Source organism: Bacillus swezeyi (genome assembly GCF_001969815.1).
Classification (GTDB): Bacteria; Bacillota; Bacilli; order Bacillales; family Bacillaceae; genus Bacillus; species Bacillus swezeyi.
Map to the genome: position 1 here is coordinate 158,986 of NZ_MRBK01000006.1, position 15,201 is coordinate 174,186.

Annotated in this window: 17 protein-coding genes; all 17 read left to right on the plus strand. The window is 46.0% G+C overall.

The features are described from left to right. Positions 1 to 16 precede the first annotated feature (16 nt). The 17 genes from flgG to BTA30_RS06970 all read left to right on the plus strand — a co-directional run bounded on the left by flgG (position 17) and on the right by BTA30_RS06970 (position 15,193). On the plus strand, positions 17 to 808 hold the full coding sequence (flgG, locus tag BTA30_RS06890; RefSeq protein WP_076760522.1) for a flagellar basal body rod protein FlgG: 792 nt from the start codon (positions 17 to 19) through the stop codon (positions 806 to 808). A 41-nt stretch (positions 809 to 849) separates the two neighbouring features. Further along, entirely contained in the window at positions 850 to 1,065 is a 216-nt protein-coding gene (gene swrD, locus BTA30_RS06895) for a swarming motility protein SwrD (RefSeq protein ID WP_076760523.1), read from the plus strand. Further along, entirely contained in the window at positions 1,062 to 1,493 is a 432-nt protein-coding gene (fliL, locus tag BTA30_RS06900) for a flagellar basal body-associated protein FliL (RefSeq protein WP_076760524.1), read from the plus strand. Before swrD ends, fliL begins: the two co-directional genes overlap by 4 nt. A 37-nt stretch (positions 1,494 to 1,530) precedes the next feature. Next, positions 1,531 to 2,529, plus strand: coding sequence for a flagellar motor switch protein FliM (gene fliM, locus BTA30_RS06905; RefSeq protein WP_076760525.1), 999 nt, complete (start codon positions 1,531 to 1,533; stop codon positions 2,527 to 2,529). Further along, entirely contained in the window at positions 2,519 to 3,649 is a 1,131-nt protein-coding gene (gene fliY / locus BTA30_RS06910; RefSeq protein ID WP_076760526.1) for a flagellar motor switch phosphatase FliY, read from the plus strand. Before fliM ends, fliY begins: the two co-directional genes overlap by 11 nt. Before the next feature lie 29 nt (positions 3,650 to 3,678). After that, complete coding sequence (cheY, locus tag BTA30_RS06915) at positions 3,679 to 4,041, plus strand: chemotaxis protein CheY (protein WP_076760527.1); 363 nt, start codon at positions 3,679 to 3,681, stop codon at positions 4,039 to 4,041. Between the two features lie 69 nt (positions 4,042 to 4,110). Beyond that, a complete protein-coding gene (gene fliZ, locus BTA30_RS06920) occupies positions 4,111 to 4,725 on the plus strand; it encodes a flagella biosynthesis regulatory protein FliZ (RefSeq protein ID WP_239693590.1) in 615 nt (204 codons plus the stop codon). Next, entirely contained in the window at positions 4,718 to 5,383 is a 666-nt protein-coding gene (gene fliP, locus BTA30_RS06925; protein ID WP_076760926.1) for a flagellar type III secretion system pore protein FliP, read from the plus strand. The genes fliZ and fliP overlap by 8 nt, the downstream gene beginning before the upstream one ends. Positions 5,384 to 5,397: 14 nt before the next feature. Beyond that, positions 5,398 to 5,667 (plus strand): flagellar biosynthesis protein FliQ, encoded by a 270-nt coding sequence (gene fliQ / locus BTA30_RS06930; protein WP_076760529.1) that lies wholly within the window; start codon positions 5,398 to 5,400, stop codon positions 5,665 to 5,667. Positions 5,668 to 5,674: 7 nt separating this feature from the next. Beyond that, positions 5,675 to 6,457: a flagellar biosynthetic protein FliR gene (fliR, locus tag BTA30_RS06935; RefSeq protein WP_076760530.1), complete on the plus strand. Its 783-nt coding sequence runs from the start codon at positions 5,675 to 5,677 to the stop codon at positions 6,455 to 6,457. Beyond that, the gene (gene flhB / locus BTA30_RS06940; protein WP_076760531.1) at positions 6,454 to 7,533 is read left to right on the plus strand and encodes a flagellar biosynthesis protein FlhB; all 1,080 of its coding nucleotides are present in this window, start codon (positions 6,454 to 6,456) and stop codon (positions 7,531 to 7,533) included. Before fliR ends, flhB begins: the two co-directional genes overlap by 4 nt. Before the next feature lie 33 nt (positions 7,534 to 7,566). Next, positions 7,567 to 9,603: a flagellar biosynthesis protein FlhA gene (gene flhA / locus BTA30_RS06945; protein ID WP_076760532.1), complete on the plus strand. Its 2,037-nt coding sequence runs from the start codon at positions 7,567 to 7,569 to the stop codon at positions 9,601 to 9,603. Next, a complete protein-coding gene (flhF, locus tag BTA30_RS06950) occupies positions 9,600 to 10,709 on the plus strand; it encodes a flagellar biosynthesis GTPase FlhF (RefSeq protein ID WP_076760533.1) in 1,110 nt (369 codons plus the stop codon). The genes flhA and flhF overlap by 4 nt, the downstream gene beginning before the upstream one ends. 2 nt (positions 10,710 to 10,711) lie before the next feature. Further along, positions 10,712 to 11,596 carry a MinD/ParA family protein gene (locus BTA30_RS06955; RefSeq protein ID WP_076760534.1) on the plus strand — a complete coding sequence of 295 codons (885 nt, stop codon included), beginning with the start codon at positions 10,712 to 10,714 and terminating at the stop codon, positions 11,594 to 11,596. Beyond that, on the plus strand, positions 11,593 to 12,663 hold the full coding sequence (locus BTA30_RS06960) for a protein-glutamate methylesterase/protein-glutamine glutaminase (protein ID WP_076760535.1): 1,071 nt from the start codon (positions 11,593 to 11,595) through the stop codon (positions 12,661 to 12,663). Before BTA30_RS06955 ends, BTA30_RS06960 begins: the two co-directional genes overlap by 4 nt. Before the next feature lie 5 nt (positions 12,664 to 12,668). Then, positions 12,669 to 14,693 carry a chemotaxis protein CheA gene (locus BTA30_RS06965; protein ID WP_076760536.1) on the plus strand — a complete coding sequence of 675 codons (2,025 nt, stop codon included), beginning with the start codon at positions 12,669 to 12,671 and terminating at the stop codon, positions 14,691 to 14,693. A 23-nt stretch (positions 14,694 to 14,716) separates the two neighbouring features. Beyond that, positions 14,717 to 15,193, plus strand: coding sequence for a chemotaxis protein CheW (locus BTA30_RS06970; protein WP_076760537.1), 477 nt, complete (start codon positions 14,717 to 14,719; stop codon positions 15,191 to 15,193). The last annotated feature ends 8 nt before the right edge of the window (positions 15,194 to 15,201 follow it).

Consider the following 15,201-nt stretch of genomic DNA (forward strand, 5'->3'; position numbering starts at 1 on the left):
ACAGGGAGGACTAATCATGTTACGTTCACTATACTCAGGAATTAGCGGAATGAAAAACTTTCAAACAAAGCTTGATGTCATCGCTAACAATATTTCAAACGTCAATACTGCCGGATATAAGAAAAGCCGGGTTACCTTTAAAGATATTGTCAGCCAGCAGCTTGCAGGTGCATCTGCTTCAACTGCTGACAGGGGCTCGGTCAACGGCCAGCAAGTAGGGCTTGGTGGCACAATCGGCTCAATCGATATCATCCATACAAATTCTGCTCCGTCCACAACAGGCCGCCAGCTTGACATGACGATTACAGGAGACGGGTATTTTCGCGTCGGGACAGGGGATGAGACATACTATACACGGTCAGGTAACTTCTATCTTTCCGACGAAGGTGATTTAGTCACTGTTGACGGGCTGTTCGTATTAACGGCAGACGATCAGAGAATTAATATTCCGGCAGATGCGCAAAGCTTCAGCATCGCAACAGATGGAACGGTGACATATGTAGATCAGAATAACGTGAACCAGCCGGCAGGCCAAATTTCTCTTGCGACATTCAGCAATACAGCCGGATTAACAAAAGCGGGCGACAACCTTTACCGCGATTCATTGAGCTCTGGAAATCCGCAAGTCGTTACACCTGGAGAAGGTTCATCAGGCAAGCTGCAAACAAGTGCTTTAGAAATGTCAAACGTTGACCTTTCCGAAGAATTTTCCGAAATGATTATTTCACAGCGCGGTTTCCAAGCGAATGCGAAAATCATTACAACCTCTGATGAAATTCTTCAGGAGCTCGTCAATCTGAAGCGATAAGGAGGGAGGGGGCGTCCCCTTAGGCCGCCCCTCGGTAAACCATGATTAAAGTTACGCGATTAAACGGACAGCCCTTTATTCTGAATGCAATATTGATTGAACAAATTGAATGTTTTCCGGATACGACGATCACATTGTCAAACGGAAAGAAATTTGTTGTCAGAGAAGATGAAGATACAGTTGTAGACCATATTGTGTCCTTCTATCAAAAAATCCAAATACTTTCTTGTGACCAGAGAATTGAGGAATCTGAATGAATAAAAAACTTCTAGGAATCATGATGACTATTATTTTGGCAATTGCTGTGCTGGGAACCGCTGCGTTCTTTGTCATCAAAGGAAGCGCAAGCGAAAAGGATGAACATCAAGAACCGTCGATCGATGAAGTGGTGGAATCTTCAGTTGAAGTCGACGAAATCACGACAAACTTAAAATCCGATCATGTTGTCCGCCTGTCAATCAAGCTTGAAACCGATTCTAAAGAAGCGAAAGAAGAGCTTGAAAAACGGGATTTCCAAATCAAAGATACGGTGATCTCCCTTTTGGCAAATACAAATGCTGATGATCTTGAAGGAAACAAGGGAAAAGAGCATTTCAAAGAAAAGCTGAAAGAAAAGCTGAACTCGCACTACATGAAAGAGGGCAAAGTAAAAACAGTATACATTACCTCCTTTAATCTGCAGTAGGAAAGATATTCGACAGAACCATGGAGGTGAAAAACAGATGGCAGGAGAAGTGCTCTCCCAAAATGAAATCGATGCATTACTTTCAGCGATATCGACCGGTGAAATGGATGCCGATGAGCTGAAAAAAGAAGAGGCCGTTAAAAAAGTCAAAGTATATGACTTTAAACGGGCGCTCCGCTTTTCAAAAGATCAGATCCGCAGTCTGACGAGGATTCACGATAACTTTGCGAGGCTGTTGACGACCTATTTCTCAGCGCAGCTGAGAACCTATATCCAGATCTCTGTCAGCTCGGTTGATCAGGTTCCGTATGAGGAATTTATCAGATCGATTCCGAACATGACGATCCTCAATCTTTTTGAGGTTCGCCCCCTTGAAGGAAGAATCATGATGGAGATCAACCCGACCATCGCCTATACGATGATGGACAGGGTGATGGGCGGGATCGGCGCAAGCCATAACAAAATTGACAGCATGACGGAAATCGAGACGAAGATCATGTCCAATTTATTTGAAAGCTGCCTCACGAATTATAAAGATGCGTGGGAGTCCATCACAGAAATCGAGCCGGAAATGTCCGATTTTGAAGTGAATCCGCAGTTTGTGCAAATGGTCTCGCCTAATGAGACGGTCGTTGTCATTTCATTGAACACACAAATTGGAGATATCAGCGGGGTCATCAACCTGTGTATCCCGCATGTCGTGCTTGAACCGATTATTCCGAAGCTTTCCGTCCATTATTGGATGCAGTCAGACAGAATTGAACCAAAACCGGAGGAAACAAAGTCGATAGAAAAGCGGATTATGACGGCGCGCATTCCAATTGTCGCAGAACTCGGATCATCAGAATTGACCATTGAAGAGTTTTTAAATTTAGAAATTGGAGATTGTATCACTTTGGACAAATCAGTAGCAGAACCTCTTACTGTTTTGGTCGGAGATAAACCGAAATTTCTAGGACAAGCCGGCCGAATGAATCGAAAAACTGCGATTCAAATTCTAGATCACGACATAAGAGGTGAAGAATATGGAGAATAACAATAGGTTATCACAGGATGAAATTGATGCGCTGCTTAAAGGCGGCGATGACAATAATGGGGAGCAGCCAGAATCAGGATTGTCCCCGATGGAACAGGATACGATCGGGGAAATCGGAAATATTTCCTTTGGGAGCTCTGCAACAGCTTTGTCCACTTTGTTAAATCAAAAGGTAGAAATTACAACACCGACCGTGACGGTTGTTGAAAGAAGTCAGTTGAACGAAGAATTTCCTCATCCTTACGTATCGATCGGTGTGAGCTATACAGAAGGTTTTTCAGGAAACAACCTTCTTGTCATCAAACAAGATGACGCCGCGATTATCGCTGATTTGATGATGGGGGGAGACGGGACAAACGCCGATCCGTCGCTTGGCGAAATCCACTTAAGCGCGGTTCAGGAAGCGATGAACCAGATGATGGGCTCAGCGGCCACATCCATGTCCACCGTCTTCAGCAAAAAGATTGATATTTCTCCGCCTGAGGTTGATCTTCTCGATGTGAAAGAAGGAGAAGGGACAGATCATATCCCAGAGGAAGATCCGCTTGTCAAAGTTTCCTTTAGATTGAAAGTCGGAAAACTGATCGACTCTCATATTATGCAGCTTTATCCGCTCACCTTTGCGAAAGATCTGATCGATGAACTAACGAATCAGGACAGCGGGGAACAGCCGGTCCAGACTGAGGAAGCACCGCCTGTTCAGGAAAAAGCGGCCGCTTCAGCGGCACCAACGCCAACGCCGAGTCCGAAAAAAGAGCCTGCTCCTAAGCGGCAGGGAACAACAAAGGTGTCTGAGCCTGTTCAGGTCACACCTGCTGAGTTTGCCTCGTTTGATTCTCAGGCAGAAGCACAGCCGCATCTCAATAATCTTGACATGCTCATGGACATTCCTTTATCGGTGACAGTCGAGCTTGGCAGGACTAACCGCAGTGTGAAAGAGGTGCTTGAACTGTCCTCCGGCAGCATTATTGAGCTTGACAAATTAGCTGGTGAACCCGTAGACATCCTCGTCAACCAGCGTGTTGTCGCAAAAGGAGAAGTCGTCGTGATTGATGAAAACTTCGGCGTCAGGGTAACGGACATTTTAAGTCAGGCGGAGCGAATCAATAAATTAAGATAACAACAGATTTGATTAAGGAGAGATTAATAATGGCTTATAAGATTTTAGTAGTTGATGATGCAGCATTTATGAGAATGATGATCAAAGATATTTTGGTGAAAAACGGTTTTGAAGTGGTTGCAGAAGCGCAAGACGGAGCTCAGGCTGTTGAAAAATTTAAAGAGCATTCACCTGACCTGGTCACAATGGATATCACGATGCCGGAAAAAGACGGAATCACCGCTCTTAAAGAAATCAAGGAAATCGATCCGCAGGCAAAAATCATCATGTGTTCTGCAATGGGTCAGCAGTCCATGGTAATCGACGCCATCCAGGCGGGAGCAAAAGACTTTATCGTCAAACCGTTCCAAGCTGACCGCGTCATGGAAGCGATCAACAAAACGCTAAGCTAAAGGGTGTACAACTTGTTTAAGAAATCTCTTATTTTCATAGCCGGCATTTGCCTTCTTCTCTTTCTCGCCATGCCCCATTCCTCCGCTTCTGCTGAGGAATCCGCCGATCAGACGGTAGATCAGCTGTTTGATAAGGATACCGGCAAAAGCAAGGAGAAAAAAGAAGACAAAACCGAGAATAAAAGCAGCCATTCTATTAAGGAAGAGACGGAGAGCGATCCCCCGTCTCCTTCCGTTTCCATATTCGATTTTGTAAAAATGATCGGCGCCTTGCTGTTCGTGATTTTTCTGATTTACGCTTTGGTTAAATTTATGAACAAACGGAACCGCCTGTTAAAACCCTTTCAGTATGTCGAAAATATCGGCGGAACTTCGCTCGGCCAGAACAAGTCCGTGCAGCTGATTAAAGTGGGGAACAGGGTGCTTGTCGTCGGTGTCGGCGAAAACATCCAGCTGTTGAAAGAGATTGATGATGAAAAAGAATATGAAGACATTCTCGCACAGCATGAAGCAGCTGTGAGCAGCAAGATCGAATGGCAGAAATGGGTGGATCAAGTCAAAGTTCCGGGTGCGCAAAAACAAGGCGTTAAAGCTTCTTTTTCTGAATCATTAAAAGCACAGCTTTCGGAACTGAAACAAAATCATGCAAAAGGCAGAAAGAAAGGCCAAAATCAACATGAATGAGTTTATTGATTTATTTAATTCAAGCGATGCGGGAAATGTCAGCGCCAGCGTCCGGCTCTTGCTGCTTTTAACTGTATTTTCGATCGCGCCGGGAATCTTGATCCTGATGACGTGTTTTACAAGGGTTGTCATTGTGTTGTCTTTTGTCCGGACATCTTTGGCGACGCAGTCAATGCCGCCAAACCAGGTGCTGATCGGACTGGCTTTATTTTTAACGTTTTTCATTATGGGACCGACGTTTTCAGAGATTAATAAAGACGCTCTGACCCCTTTAATGAACAACAAGATCACTTTAGATGAAGCATATACGAAAGCTGAAGCTCCGATCAAAGAGTTTATGAGCAAGCATACAAGGCAGAAGGATTTAGCTTTATTTATGAATTACGCAAAGATGGAAACGCCTGAAGCGGTTGAGGATATACCTCTTTCAACAATGGTTCCCGCGTTTGTCATCTCAGAGTTGAAAACCGCATTTCAAATGGGATTTATGATTTTTATTCCGTTCCTGATTATCGATATGGTCGTGGCGAGTGTTTTGATGTCGATGGGGATGATGATGCTTCCGCCCGTCATGATTTCACTGCCGTTTAAAATTTTGCTTTTTGTCCTTGTAGACGGCTGGTATTTAATCGTTAAATCTTTGCTGCAAAGCTTTTAGAGTAGGTGCTAAACATGAATTCAGAATTTGTTATATCGATGGCTGAAAGAGCGGTGTACGTGACTTTGCTCATCAGCGGGCCCCTGTTGGCGCTCGCTCTTGCGGTTGGGCTGATCGTCAGCGTTTTTCAGGCAACGACCCAAATCCAGGAACAGACTCTCGCATTTATACCGAAAATTGTCGCCGTTTTGGTGGGACTGATCATTTTTGGACCGTGGATGCTGTCGACAATTTTGTCTTTTGCGACTGAGCTGTTCTCCAATTTAAATCGTTTTGCAGGGTAGTTTTAACATGATGTCAATTATTGAATCATTTCCAGCCTTTTTGCTTGTGTTTGTCAGAATTACGGCATTTTATGTCACGGTGCCTCTATTTTCTTATCGGTCAATTCCAGCCGTTCATAAAATAGGTTTTGCATTTTTTCTTGCGATTGTCAGTTTCAGCACGATTGAAAAGCCTCCTCAGCTTGATGTTGACGGACTTTATATGCTTTTGATCATGAAGGAGGCGCTGGTCGGACTTCTTCTCGGGCTGATTGCCTACATGATGATTTCAGCCGTCCAAATCGCCGGATCATTCATTGATTTTCAAATGGGATTTGCTGTGGCAAATGTGATTGATCCTCAAACAGGCGCGCAAAGCCCTCTGGTCGGACAATTTTTGTACACGATGGCTCTGCTTCTCATGCTGAGCTTGAATGCGCACCATTTGCTGCTTGACGGAATTTACTACAGCTATCAATACATCCCAGTCGACCGTCTGGCGCTGTCGTTTGGCAGTGAAGAGTTTGCAGAGTTTATCGCGAAAAGCTTCAACACGATGTTCATTACGGCTTTTCAACTGTCTGTACCTGTTGTGGCCTGTCTGTTTTTAGTCGATCTGGCACTGGGAATTGTGGCGAGAACGGTACCGCAGCTGAACGTGTTTGTCGTCGGGCTTCCTCTGAAAATCGCGGTCACCTTTATCATGCTCATCATCTGTATGGCAGTGATGTTCAGCATGATGCAGAATGTGTTCGAATTTGCCATTCGGACAATGAGAGATCTATTAAGTTTGCTTGGGGTGGCAGGATGAAGCTGACGTTGGATTTGCAATTTTTCGCAGGTGAAAAAACAGAAAAAGCGACGCCGAAAAAACGGCGCGAGACGCGGAAAAAAGGACAGGTTGCCAAAAGCGCCGATGTCAATACAGCGGTCACGCTTCTCATCATCTTTATGGCCTTATTGTTTATCGGGCCATTGATGAGGGATCGTTTGATCGGCTTGATCGAGAGGTTTTATAAAGATTCGATCACGATGAAGGTGACGGTGGCGAATATTCCCGGGCTGTTTCGCGACTTGGTGCTGGAATGCGGCCTGCTCATGGGCCCGATATTGCTGACGGCGCTCATTTCAGGTATTTTAAGCAACTATTTGCAAGTCGGATTTTTATTTGCTCCTGAAGCGGTTAAACCCGATTTAAAAAAGCTCGACCCGATCAAGGGATTCAAGCGGATCTACAGTATCAGGGCGATCGTTGAACTGTTAAAATCCATTTTGAAAATCGTCATCGTCGGCGGAGTGACATTCGCCGTTTTATGGCTGAACTTCGGCAAGATTCTCAGAACCCCGCTTTTGTCTCCGGGGGAGGCATTATCATTTGTCGGCTGGCTCACCTTTTTAATGGGGGTTTCGGCAGCGGTGGCATTGATTTTTCTTGCAGTTCTCGATTATCTCTATCAGAAGTTCGATTATGAAAAAAATATTCGAATGTCTAAACAGGACATTAAAGATGAGTATAAAAAGACTGAAGGCGATCCGCTGATTAAGTCCAAAATCAAGCAAAAACAAAAAGAAATGGCGATGCGCCGCATGATGCAGGAAGTTCCGAAGGCGGACGTCATCATCACGAACCCGACCCATTATGCCGTCGCTCTTAAATATGACGAAAACAAAATGGATGCGCCGTTTATCCTGGCTAAAGGGGTCGATCTCATGGCGCTGAAGATCAGGCAGATCGCCAAAGAGCATGATGTCATGACGGTCGAGAACAGACCGTTGGCTAGAGCGCTTTATGATCAGGTTGAGATTGACCAGGCCGTTCCGGAAGAATTTTTTAAGGCCATTGCCGAAATCTTAGCCTACGTGTATAAAACAAAGCAAAAAATCTAGTGAATTTTTTAGTTTTAAAAGGAGAGAAACAGCATGTCTGCAAGAGATTTATCTATTTTATCCGGCGTTGTCCTCATTGTGTCAATGCTAATTATTCCTTTTCCAACATGGATGTTGAGCATCTTAATTATCGTTAATATTTCTCTTGCGTTGATCGTGCTTCTCACCACAATGAACATGCAAGAACCGCTGCAATTTTCGATTTTCCCTTCTTTATTGCTGCTGCTTACGCTGTTTCGTTTAGGGCTCAATGTATCGACAACACGTTCGATTCTGTCAAACGGAGATGCGGGAAAAGTAGTCGAGACTTTCGGATCTTTCGTTGTCGGCGGCAACGTTTTGGTTGGTCTCGTCGTCTTCATCATATTAATTATCATCCAGTTTATCGTCATTACCAAAGGGGCGGAACGGGTTTCAGAAGTTGCTGCGAGATTTACGCTGGATGCCATGCCGGGAAAACAGATGAGCATCGACGCCGATCTCAATGCCGGGATGGTGACCGAGCAGGAAGCGAAAGTCCGTCGTGAAAAAGTGGCGCGTGAAGCAGACTTTTATGGAGCGATGGACGGTGCCAGCAAATTTGTTAAAGGAGATGCGATCGCCGGCATCATTATTGTTCTCATCAACGTCATTTTCGGAATTGTCATTGGCATGCTGCAAAAGCAGATGAGCATTCAGGATGCCGCATCGCACTTTACGCTGCTGTCTGTAGGGGACGGGATCGTATCACAGCTGCCTGCACTCCTGATCTCAACGGCGACGGGGATTGTCGTGACAAGAGCCGCCTCAGAAGGAAATCTTGGCCACGATATTACCGGCCAGCTGTTTGCCTATCCTAAGCTCCTATATGTGACAGCCGGAACGATTTGTTTACTCGGAATCTTCACGCCGATCGGTATTCTGCTGACAGGACCTTTGGCGTTCCTGCTCGCTTTTGGCGGCTACATGCTTTCCAAAGCTGGAGAAGAAAAGGAAAAAGTGGAAGATATCTTAGAGGAAGAAGCGGAAGTGGACGAGTTAAAAAGTCCGGAAAGCGTTGTGCATCTGCTTGATATTGATCCGATTGAATTCGAATTCGGCTACGGGCTGATCCCTCTTGCTGATACGAATCAAGGCGGTGACCTGCTGGACAGAATCGTCATGATCAGACGGCAGCTTGCCATTGAGCTCGGCCTTGTCATTCCGGTGGTCAGGATCAGGGATAACATCGCTCTTCAGCCGAATGAGTACCGGCTGAAAATCAAAGGAAATGAAGCGGCTAAAGGCGAGCTTCTCCTTGATCACTTTTTGGCGATGTCACCGACTGGCGAAGATGATCAGATCGAAGGGATTGACACGGTCGAACCATCCTTTGGCCTCCCGGCTAAATGGATTTCCGAATCTCAAAAAGATCAGGCCGAAATGCTCGGGTATACGGTCGTCGATCCAGCTTCCGTCGTTTCGACCCATATTACGGAACAAGTGAAAAAGCACGCTCATGAACTGATTGGCAGACAGGAAACAAAACAGCTGATCGACCATTTGAAAGAATCGTATCCTGTCCTGGTCGAAGAAGTAACACCGAATCCGCTGTCTGTCGGTGATATTCAAAAAGTGCTGGCAAAACTGCTGAAAGAGAAAGTGTCCATCCGGAACTTGGTGACGATTTTTGAAACCTTGGCTGACTACGGAAAACTGACGACGGATTCAGACATGCTGACAGAGTATGCAAGACAGGCTCTCGCTAAGCAGATTACAGCCCAATATGCAAGGGAACATGAGACGCTGAAAGTGGTGACCTGCTCTGGACGCGTTGAGAAGGCTGTTGCCGAAGGCATCCAGCAGACTGAACACGGCAACTATTTATCTCTTGAACCGGTCATTTCTGAAAATATCATTCAGTCTGTAGCAAGGGAAATCGAGCAGCTTTCATTGAGGCAGGAAGTGCCGATTCTGCTTTGCTCACCGCCTGTGAGGATGTACGTCAAACAGCTTTTGGAACGCTATTTCCCTGATCTTCCGGTTCTTTCATATAACGAACTGGAGGCCAATGTAGAAGTTCAAAGTATCGGAGTGGTGGATATTCAATGAAAATCAAAAAATTTGTAGCTGGTTCGATGCAGGAAGCCACAAAGCAAATTAGACATGAGCTTGGGAATGACGCCGTTATCTTAAACTCCAAAAAGATTGAGAAGAGAAAATGTTTCGGCTTGATCAAAAAACAAGGTGTTGAAGTGATAGCTGTGTTGGATCAGGACTTCTCCGATGCGAAAAAACCAAAGCAGCCAAAGGCTGCATTGCCTGAACAAAGCCCTTTACCTGTAAAGTCTGATCAGCTTGATTTGGCCAATCAGGTAAAAGAGCTGAAAGAACTGCTGGAAAAGCGCGATCATGAACAGCCTGTCGATGTGCTGCCAGAGCCGCTGAAAAAAGCAGACCAGCTCCTGGCTAAACAAGGGGTATCGCCAGCCATCCGAACGAAAGCATTGGGCCGTTTGATCAGTACTTCTTTAAGAAACGGAGAAGAATGGACGGAAGAAAAGGCGCTTCAACGCTTAACAGACGCTTTAGCCGAGCTCCTTCCCGAAAATCTTGATGAAGGCTTGGCGATTCGTTCTCAATATGTCGTGCTTTTCGGCTCGACCGGAGTCGGCAAAACAACGACATTAGCCAAACTTGCCGCTTCATCTGTTTTGGAAGAGCAAAAAAGGATCGCCTTTATTACGACAGACACGTACCGGATAGCGGCGGTCGACCAGCTGAAAACATACGCAGAGCTGCTGAACGCTCCGCTTGAAGTGTGCTATACGAAAGAGGAATTTAAAGCTGCACAGCAAAAATTCGCTGATTTCGACCATGTCTTTATCGATACGGCGGGCCGCAATTTTAAAGACGGACAATATGTCAAGGAACTGAAGGACATGATTCCGTTTGAGCGGCGGATTCAGGCATTTCTCGTTTTGTCCGCAACGAGCAAATACGAAGATATGAAAGAGCTTATCAGGCAGTTTTCAAGCATCCCGATCGATCAATTGATTTTTACGAAAGTGGATGAAACCGATTCATTGGGGAGCGTCATGAACCTGCTTGCTGAATCGAAAATCGGCCTCGGCTATATGACAAACGGCCAGAACGTCCCTGAAGATATCCGCTACTTGTCGAATGCATCATTTGCCAGACTGCTTACGGGGTGTTGAACATGGATCAGGCAGAAAGCTTACGAAAACGAATGGAGCTTCGGCTTGCCGAACCGCCCGCCGTCTACCAAAAAAAAGCGAAAACGCTGGCGGTGATAAGCGGCAAGGGCGGTGTCGGAAAATCCAACCTGTCGCTGAATACGGCTCTTGCGCTTTCAAAAAAAGGGAAAAACGTACTTTTGATCGACCTTGATGTCGGAATGGGTAATATTGACATTCTGATCGGCCGGCAGACGCTCTATACCATGGTGGATGTGCTGAATCAAAAATTGCCTTTTGACCGCGCTGTGTCAACAGGTCCGGAAGGCATTCAATATATCTCCGGAGGGACGGGGCTGAACGCGATGTTCGAATTGAACAGAGAGAACTGGTCGTTTTTTCTCAAAGAACTGGCATCTGTTCTGGGGAATTTTGATTATGTACTGTTTGACATGGGAGCAGGGCTGTCAAAAAATCAGCTGCCCTTCGTCCTTTCAGCGGATGAAATCCTGGTTGTCACCACTCCGGAACCGACATCGATTATGGATGCTTACAGTGCGATTAAGCATTTAGCTTTAACCGGACAGAAGCTGAAGATCAAGGTCATTGTCAACCGCTGCACAAACCAAAAAGACGGAATATCCGCCTTTATGCGCCTTTCCGGCACGGTAAACGCTTTTTTGCAGCAAAAGCTGGCATATGCAGGGCCGGTTCCTGAAGACCCTTTAGTATCAAAAGCTGTTGTTGAACAGCAGCCTTTTCTCCTTAAGTACCCGCGCTCAAAACTGAGCAGGGCGGTTTACCTTTTGGCAGATTCACTGCTTGAAGACGGCAGGGCACACAGCGATGAAAATCGGTCGTTTATCGATAAATTATCTTCATTTTTGAGGAGGGGCAATACATTATGATTCGTGTTCTTGTCGTTGACGACTCTGCTTTTATGAGAAAAATGATCACCAAGTTTTTAACCTCCAATCATGAGATTGCTGTAGCAGGAACGGCGAGAAACGGAGAGGAAGCGCTCCAAAAAATCAAGGAACTCCGTCCGGATGTGGTCACATTAGACATGGAAATGCCTGTGATGAACGGAAAAGAAACATTAAAAAGGATCATGGCCACAGATCCTCTTCCCGTGATCATGGTTTCGAGCCTGACGCAGCAGGGAGCGGAGATCACCATTGAGTGTCTGGAGCACGGAGCGGTTGATTTTGTCGCGAAGCCTTCAGGTTCCATTTCCATCGACCTGTACAAAGTAAGGGACATCATGATTGAAAAGGTTTTGACAGCTGGACGGGCGAAAGTGAAGGCCCGACCTGCACCGGAGCCAAAGCCTGCATCAGATAAAAAACCAGTTTTGATGAGCGGCAGCCGGCCCGTCCGTTCGCCAGCTGCAAAACAGCTTGTTTGCATCGGTACATCAACAGGGGGACCGAGAGCGCTGCAAAGAGTGCTCCCTAAGCTTCCCAAAACCCTAAAGGCGCCTGTTTTTGTTGTTCAGCATATGCCCGCAGGGTTTACGGCCTCATTGGCAAACAGGCTGAACCACCTCTCAGAAGTAACCGTGAAGGAGGCTGAAAACGGTGAGAGAGCTCAGGACGGCTGGGTCTATATTGCACCCGGAGGAAAAAACATGGCAGTGCATCTTGAGCAGGGCGAACTGGTGATTTCACTCGATGACCGCGACACAGCCAGCCGCCATAAACCATCTGTCGACTACTTGTTCAGCTCGCTCGCATCTCTCAGAGATTTTGAAAAAATCGCCGTCATTATGACAGGAATGGGAAGCGACGGGACTGAAGGCGTCAAAGGTCTTTTAACACATGCGGGCGGCAAGGTTATCGCCGAATCTGCCGAATCATCCGTCGTATTCGGGATGCCCAAGGCGGTCATAAACACCGGACTTGCAGATGAGATCAGACATGTTGATGAGATTGCTGCAGCTATTATGACGTATATGAAAAAAGAAAGGGCGTGACTCATATGGATATGAATCAATATTTAGACGTCTTTATTGAAGAAAGTAAAGAACATTTGCAAACCTGTAATGAAAAATTGCTCGAACTCGAAAAAAATCCAACAGATCTTCAGCTTGTCCATGATATTTTCAGAGCGGCTCACACCTTAAAAGGCATGAGCGCAACAATGGGCTATGAAGATATGGCTCATTTAACACACACCCTTGAAAATGTGCTGGATGCCATCCGCAATGAGGAGATGACGATTACTCCCGAATGGATGGATGTCATGTTTGAAGCGCTTGATGACCTGGAAGCGATCGTCCTTTCGATCATTGAGGGAGGCGACGGCAAGCGGGATGTCTCCGAAGTCTGCGCCAAGCTCGATGTAACCGGTGCAAGCAAAGAAACTGCAGCAGCAGAAACAGCTGAAGCATCTTCGGAAACGAAATGGTCGTATGACGAATTCCAAAGAACGGTCATTGCCGAAGCGGAGGAGCAAGGCTTTAAATGCTATGAAATTTCCGTTTCTCTTAAAGAGGACTGCCTATTAAAAGGCGTTCGGGTCTACATGGTTTTCGAACAGCTGAACGATATCGGCGAGGTCGTCAAAACCATCCCGGACACGGAAGTGCTTGAGGCGGAGGATTTTGATTCCGAGTTTGTCATTTGCTTTTTAAGCAAACTTACGGAAGAGGAGATTTTCAATAAAATAAACAGCGTTTCTGAAATCGAGAAAATAAATGTAACAGAGCTGAAAAACGATTTTTCAGCGGCGGCCGAACCAGAAAAGCCGGCCCCTGAAAAAGAAGCAGCTCCAACAGAAAAGGAGAAAAAGCCGGAAAAACCGGCAAAGCAGGCGAATGGCAAAAATGAAGCTGCAAAACCGGCAGCAGGCGGAGGAACGAAAACGATCCGCGTCAACATCGACCGCCTCGATTCTCTCATGAACCTCTTTGAAGAGCTTGTCATTGACAGGGGGCGTTTGGAACAAATCGCCAAAGAACTTGAGCACAGTGAATTAACGGAAACCGTCGAGCGAATGACAAGGATTTCCGGAGATTTGCAATCGATCATCCTGAATATGAGAATGGTGCCGGTTGAGACTGTCTTCAACCGCTTCCCGCGCATGGTCCGCCAGCTGACGAAGGAATTAAATAAAAAGATTGAACTTTCCATATTCGGAGCGGATACAGAACTTGACAGGACGGTCATCGACGAAATCGGCGATCCGCTCGTCCATCTATTAAGAAACAGCCTTGACCACGGTGTTGAAGCACCTGAAATCAGGGTTAAAAACGGAAAGCCTGAAACAGGTCAAGTCCGCCTGAAAGCATATCACAGCGGAAACCATGTCTTTATCGAGGTTGAGGATGACGGAGCGGGGATCAACCGCAAAAAAGTGCTCGAAAAAGCGCTCGAACGAAACGTCATTACTGAACGGGATGCGGAAACAATTGAAGATCATGAGATCGATGCGCTGATTTTTGCTCCGGGATTTTCAACCGCTGATCAAATTTCAGATATTTCCGGGCGCGGCGTCGGCTTGGATGTTGTCAAAAGCAAGCTCGAATCATTGGGCGGATCTGTCAGCATTAAATCAAGCGAAGGTGAAGGATCGCTCTTTTCGATCCAGCTGCCGCTGACACTTTCGATCATTTCCGTGCTTTTAGTCAAACTTGAAAAAGAAACATTCGCGATCCCGATTTCTTCTATTATAGAAACGGCTGTCGTTGAAAAGAAAGATATCCTTCAGACACATGACCGCGAAGTGATTGATTTCAGGGGCCATATCGTACCGGTTGTTTACCTGAAAGAGCAGTTTAAAGTTGAGGATTCTTCAGATGACCTTGACCAGCTTCATGTCATCGTCGTGAAAAAAGGAGACAAGCTGACTGCATTTGTCGTCGATTCCTTTATCGGACAGCAGGAAGTCGTATTAAAATCATTAGGTGATTATTTAACAAATGTCTTTGCCATTTCTGGAGCGACGATTTTGGGAGACGGACAAGTTGCGCTGATCATTGATTGCAACGCCCTTATTAAATAGAAAGCGAAAGGAGAGCGATCCTCTTGACCATACAGACAACCACCGGTGAAAAAATGATCGTATTCAAAGTGAATCATAAAGAGTATGCCATATCTGTTTCAGAAGTCATGTCCATTGAAAAATGGCAGCATCCTACAAGGGTGCCCGGAGTCGAACCATATATCTGCGGCGTCATTAATTTAAGAGGTGTTGTCACACCTGTCATCGATTTGAGAAAGCGGATTGAGGCGCCGGGAGACACAATTACGGATGAAACAAGAATCATCATCATCACCCATCAGGACATTGAAGTCGGCTGGGTGGTAGATGAGGCGAACGACGTCATCACCGTCGAAGAAGAGGAGATTGAATCGGCTCCTGAAACGGTTGGGAAAGACGGCAGACAATGGATTAAAGGCATTGTAAAACAGGGCTCCAGACTACTCAACCTGATCGACTCTGAAGCTGTTTTAAATAGGAAGTCAAGCCTTGTTGCAGCTTCCGAAAGTGCTAAGAAATAAGGAGCCTC

Excerpts from the sequence above, each read along its gene's own strand:
- BTA30_RS06960 (WP_076760535.1), top strand. The coding sequence starts at position 11,593 with ATGATTCGTGTTCTTGTCGTTGACGACTCTGCTTTTATGAGAAAAATG.
- fliM (WP_076760525.1), top strand. The coding sequence starts at position 1,531 with ATGGCAGGAGAAGTGCTCTCCCAAAATGAAATCGATGCATTACTTTCA.
- fliQ (WP_076760529.1), top strand. The coding sequence starts at position 5,398 with ATGAATTCAGAATTTGTTATATCGATGGCTGAAAGAGCGGTGTACGTG.
- flhA (WP_076760532.1), top strand. The coding sequence starts at position 7,567 with ATGTCTGCAAGAGATTTATCTATTTTATCCGGCGTTGTCCTCATTGTG.
- flgG (WP_076760522.1), top strand. The coding sequence starts at position 17 with ATGTTACGTTCACTATACTCAGGAATTAGCGGAATGAAAAACTTTCAA.
- BTA30_RS06955 (WP_076760534.1), top strand. The coding sequence starts at position 10,712 with ATGGATCAGGCAGAAAGCTTACGAAAACGAATGGAGCTTCGGCTTGCC.
- flhF (WP_076760533.1), top strand. The coding sequence starts at position 9,600 with ATGAAAATCAAAAAATTTGTAGCTGGTTCGATGCAGGAAGCCACAAAG.
- fliY (WP_076760526.1), top strand. The coding sequence starts at position 2,519 with ATGGAGAATAACAATAGGTTATCACAGGATGAAATTGATGCGCTGCTT.
- fliP (WP_076760926.1), top strand. The coding sequence starts at position 4,718 with ATGAATGAGTTTATTGATTTATTTAATTCAAGCGATGCGGGAAATGTC.
- cheY (WP_076760527.1), top strand. The coding sequence starts at position 3,679 with ATGGCTTATAAGATTTTAGTAGTTGATGATGCAGCATTTATGAGAATG.
- fliR (WP_076760530.1), top strand. The coding sequence starts at position 5,675 with ATGATGTCAATTATTGAATCATTTCCAGCCTTTTTGCTTGTGTTTGTC.
- flhB (WP_076760531.1), top strand. The coding sequence starts at position 6,454 with ATGAAGCTGACGTTGGATTTGCAATTTTTCGCAGGTGAAAAAACAGAA.
- fliL (WP_076760524.1), top strand. The coding sequence starts at position 1,062 with ATGAATAAAAAACTTCTAGGAATCATGATGACTATTATTTTGGCAATT.
- fliZ (WP_239693590.1), top strand. The coding sequence starts at position 4,111 with ATGCCCCATTCCTCCGCTTCTGCTGAGGAATCCGCCGATCAGACGGTA.
- swrD (WP_076760523.1), top strand. The coding sequence starts at position 850 with ATGATTAAAGTTACGCGATTAAACGGACAGCCCTTTATTCTGAATGCA.
- BTA30_RS06965 (WP_076760536.1), top strand. The coding sequence starts at position 12,669 with ATGGATATGAATCAATATTTAGACGTCTTTATTGAAGAAAGTAAAGAA.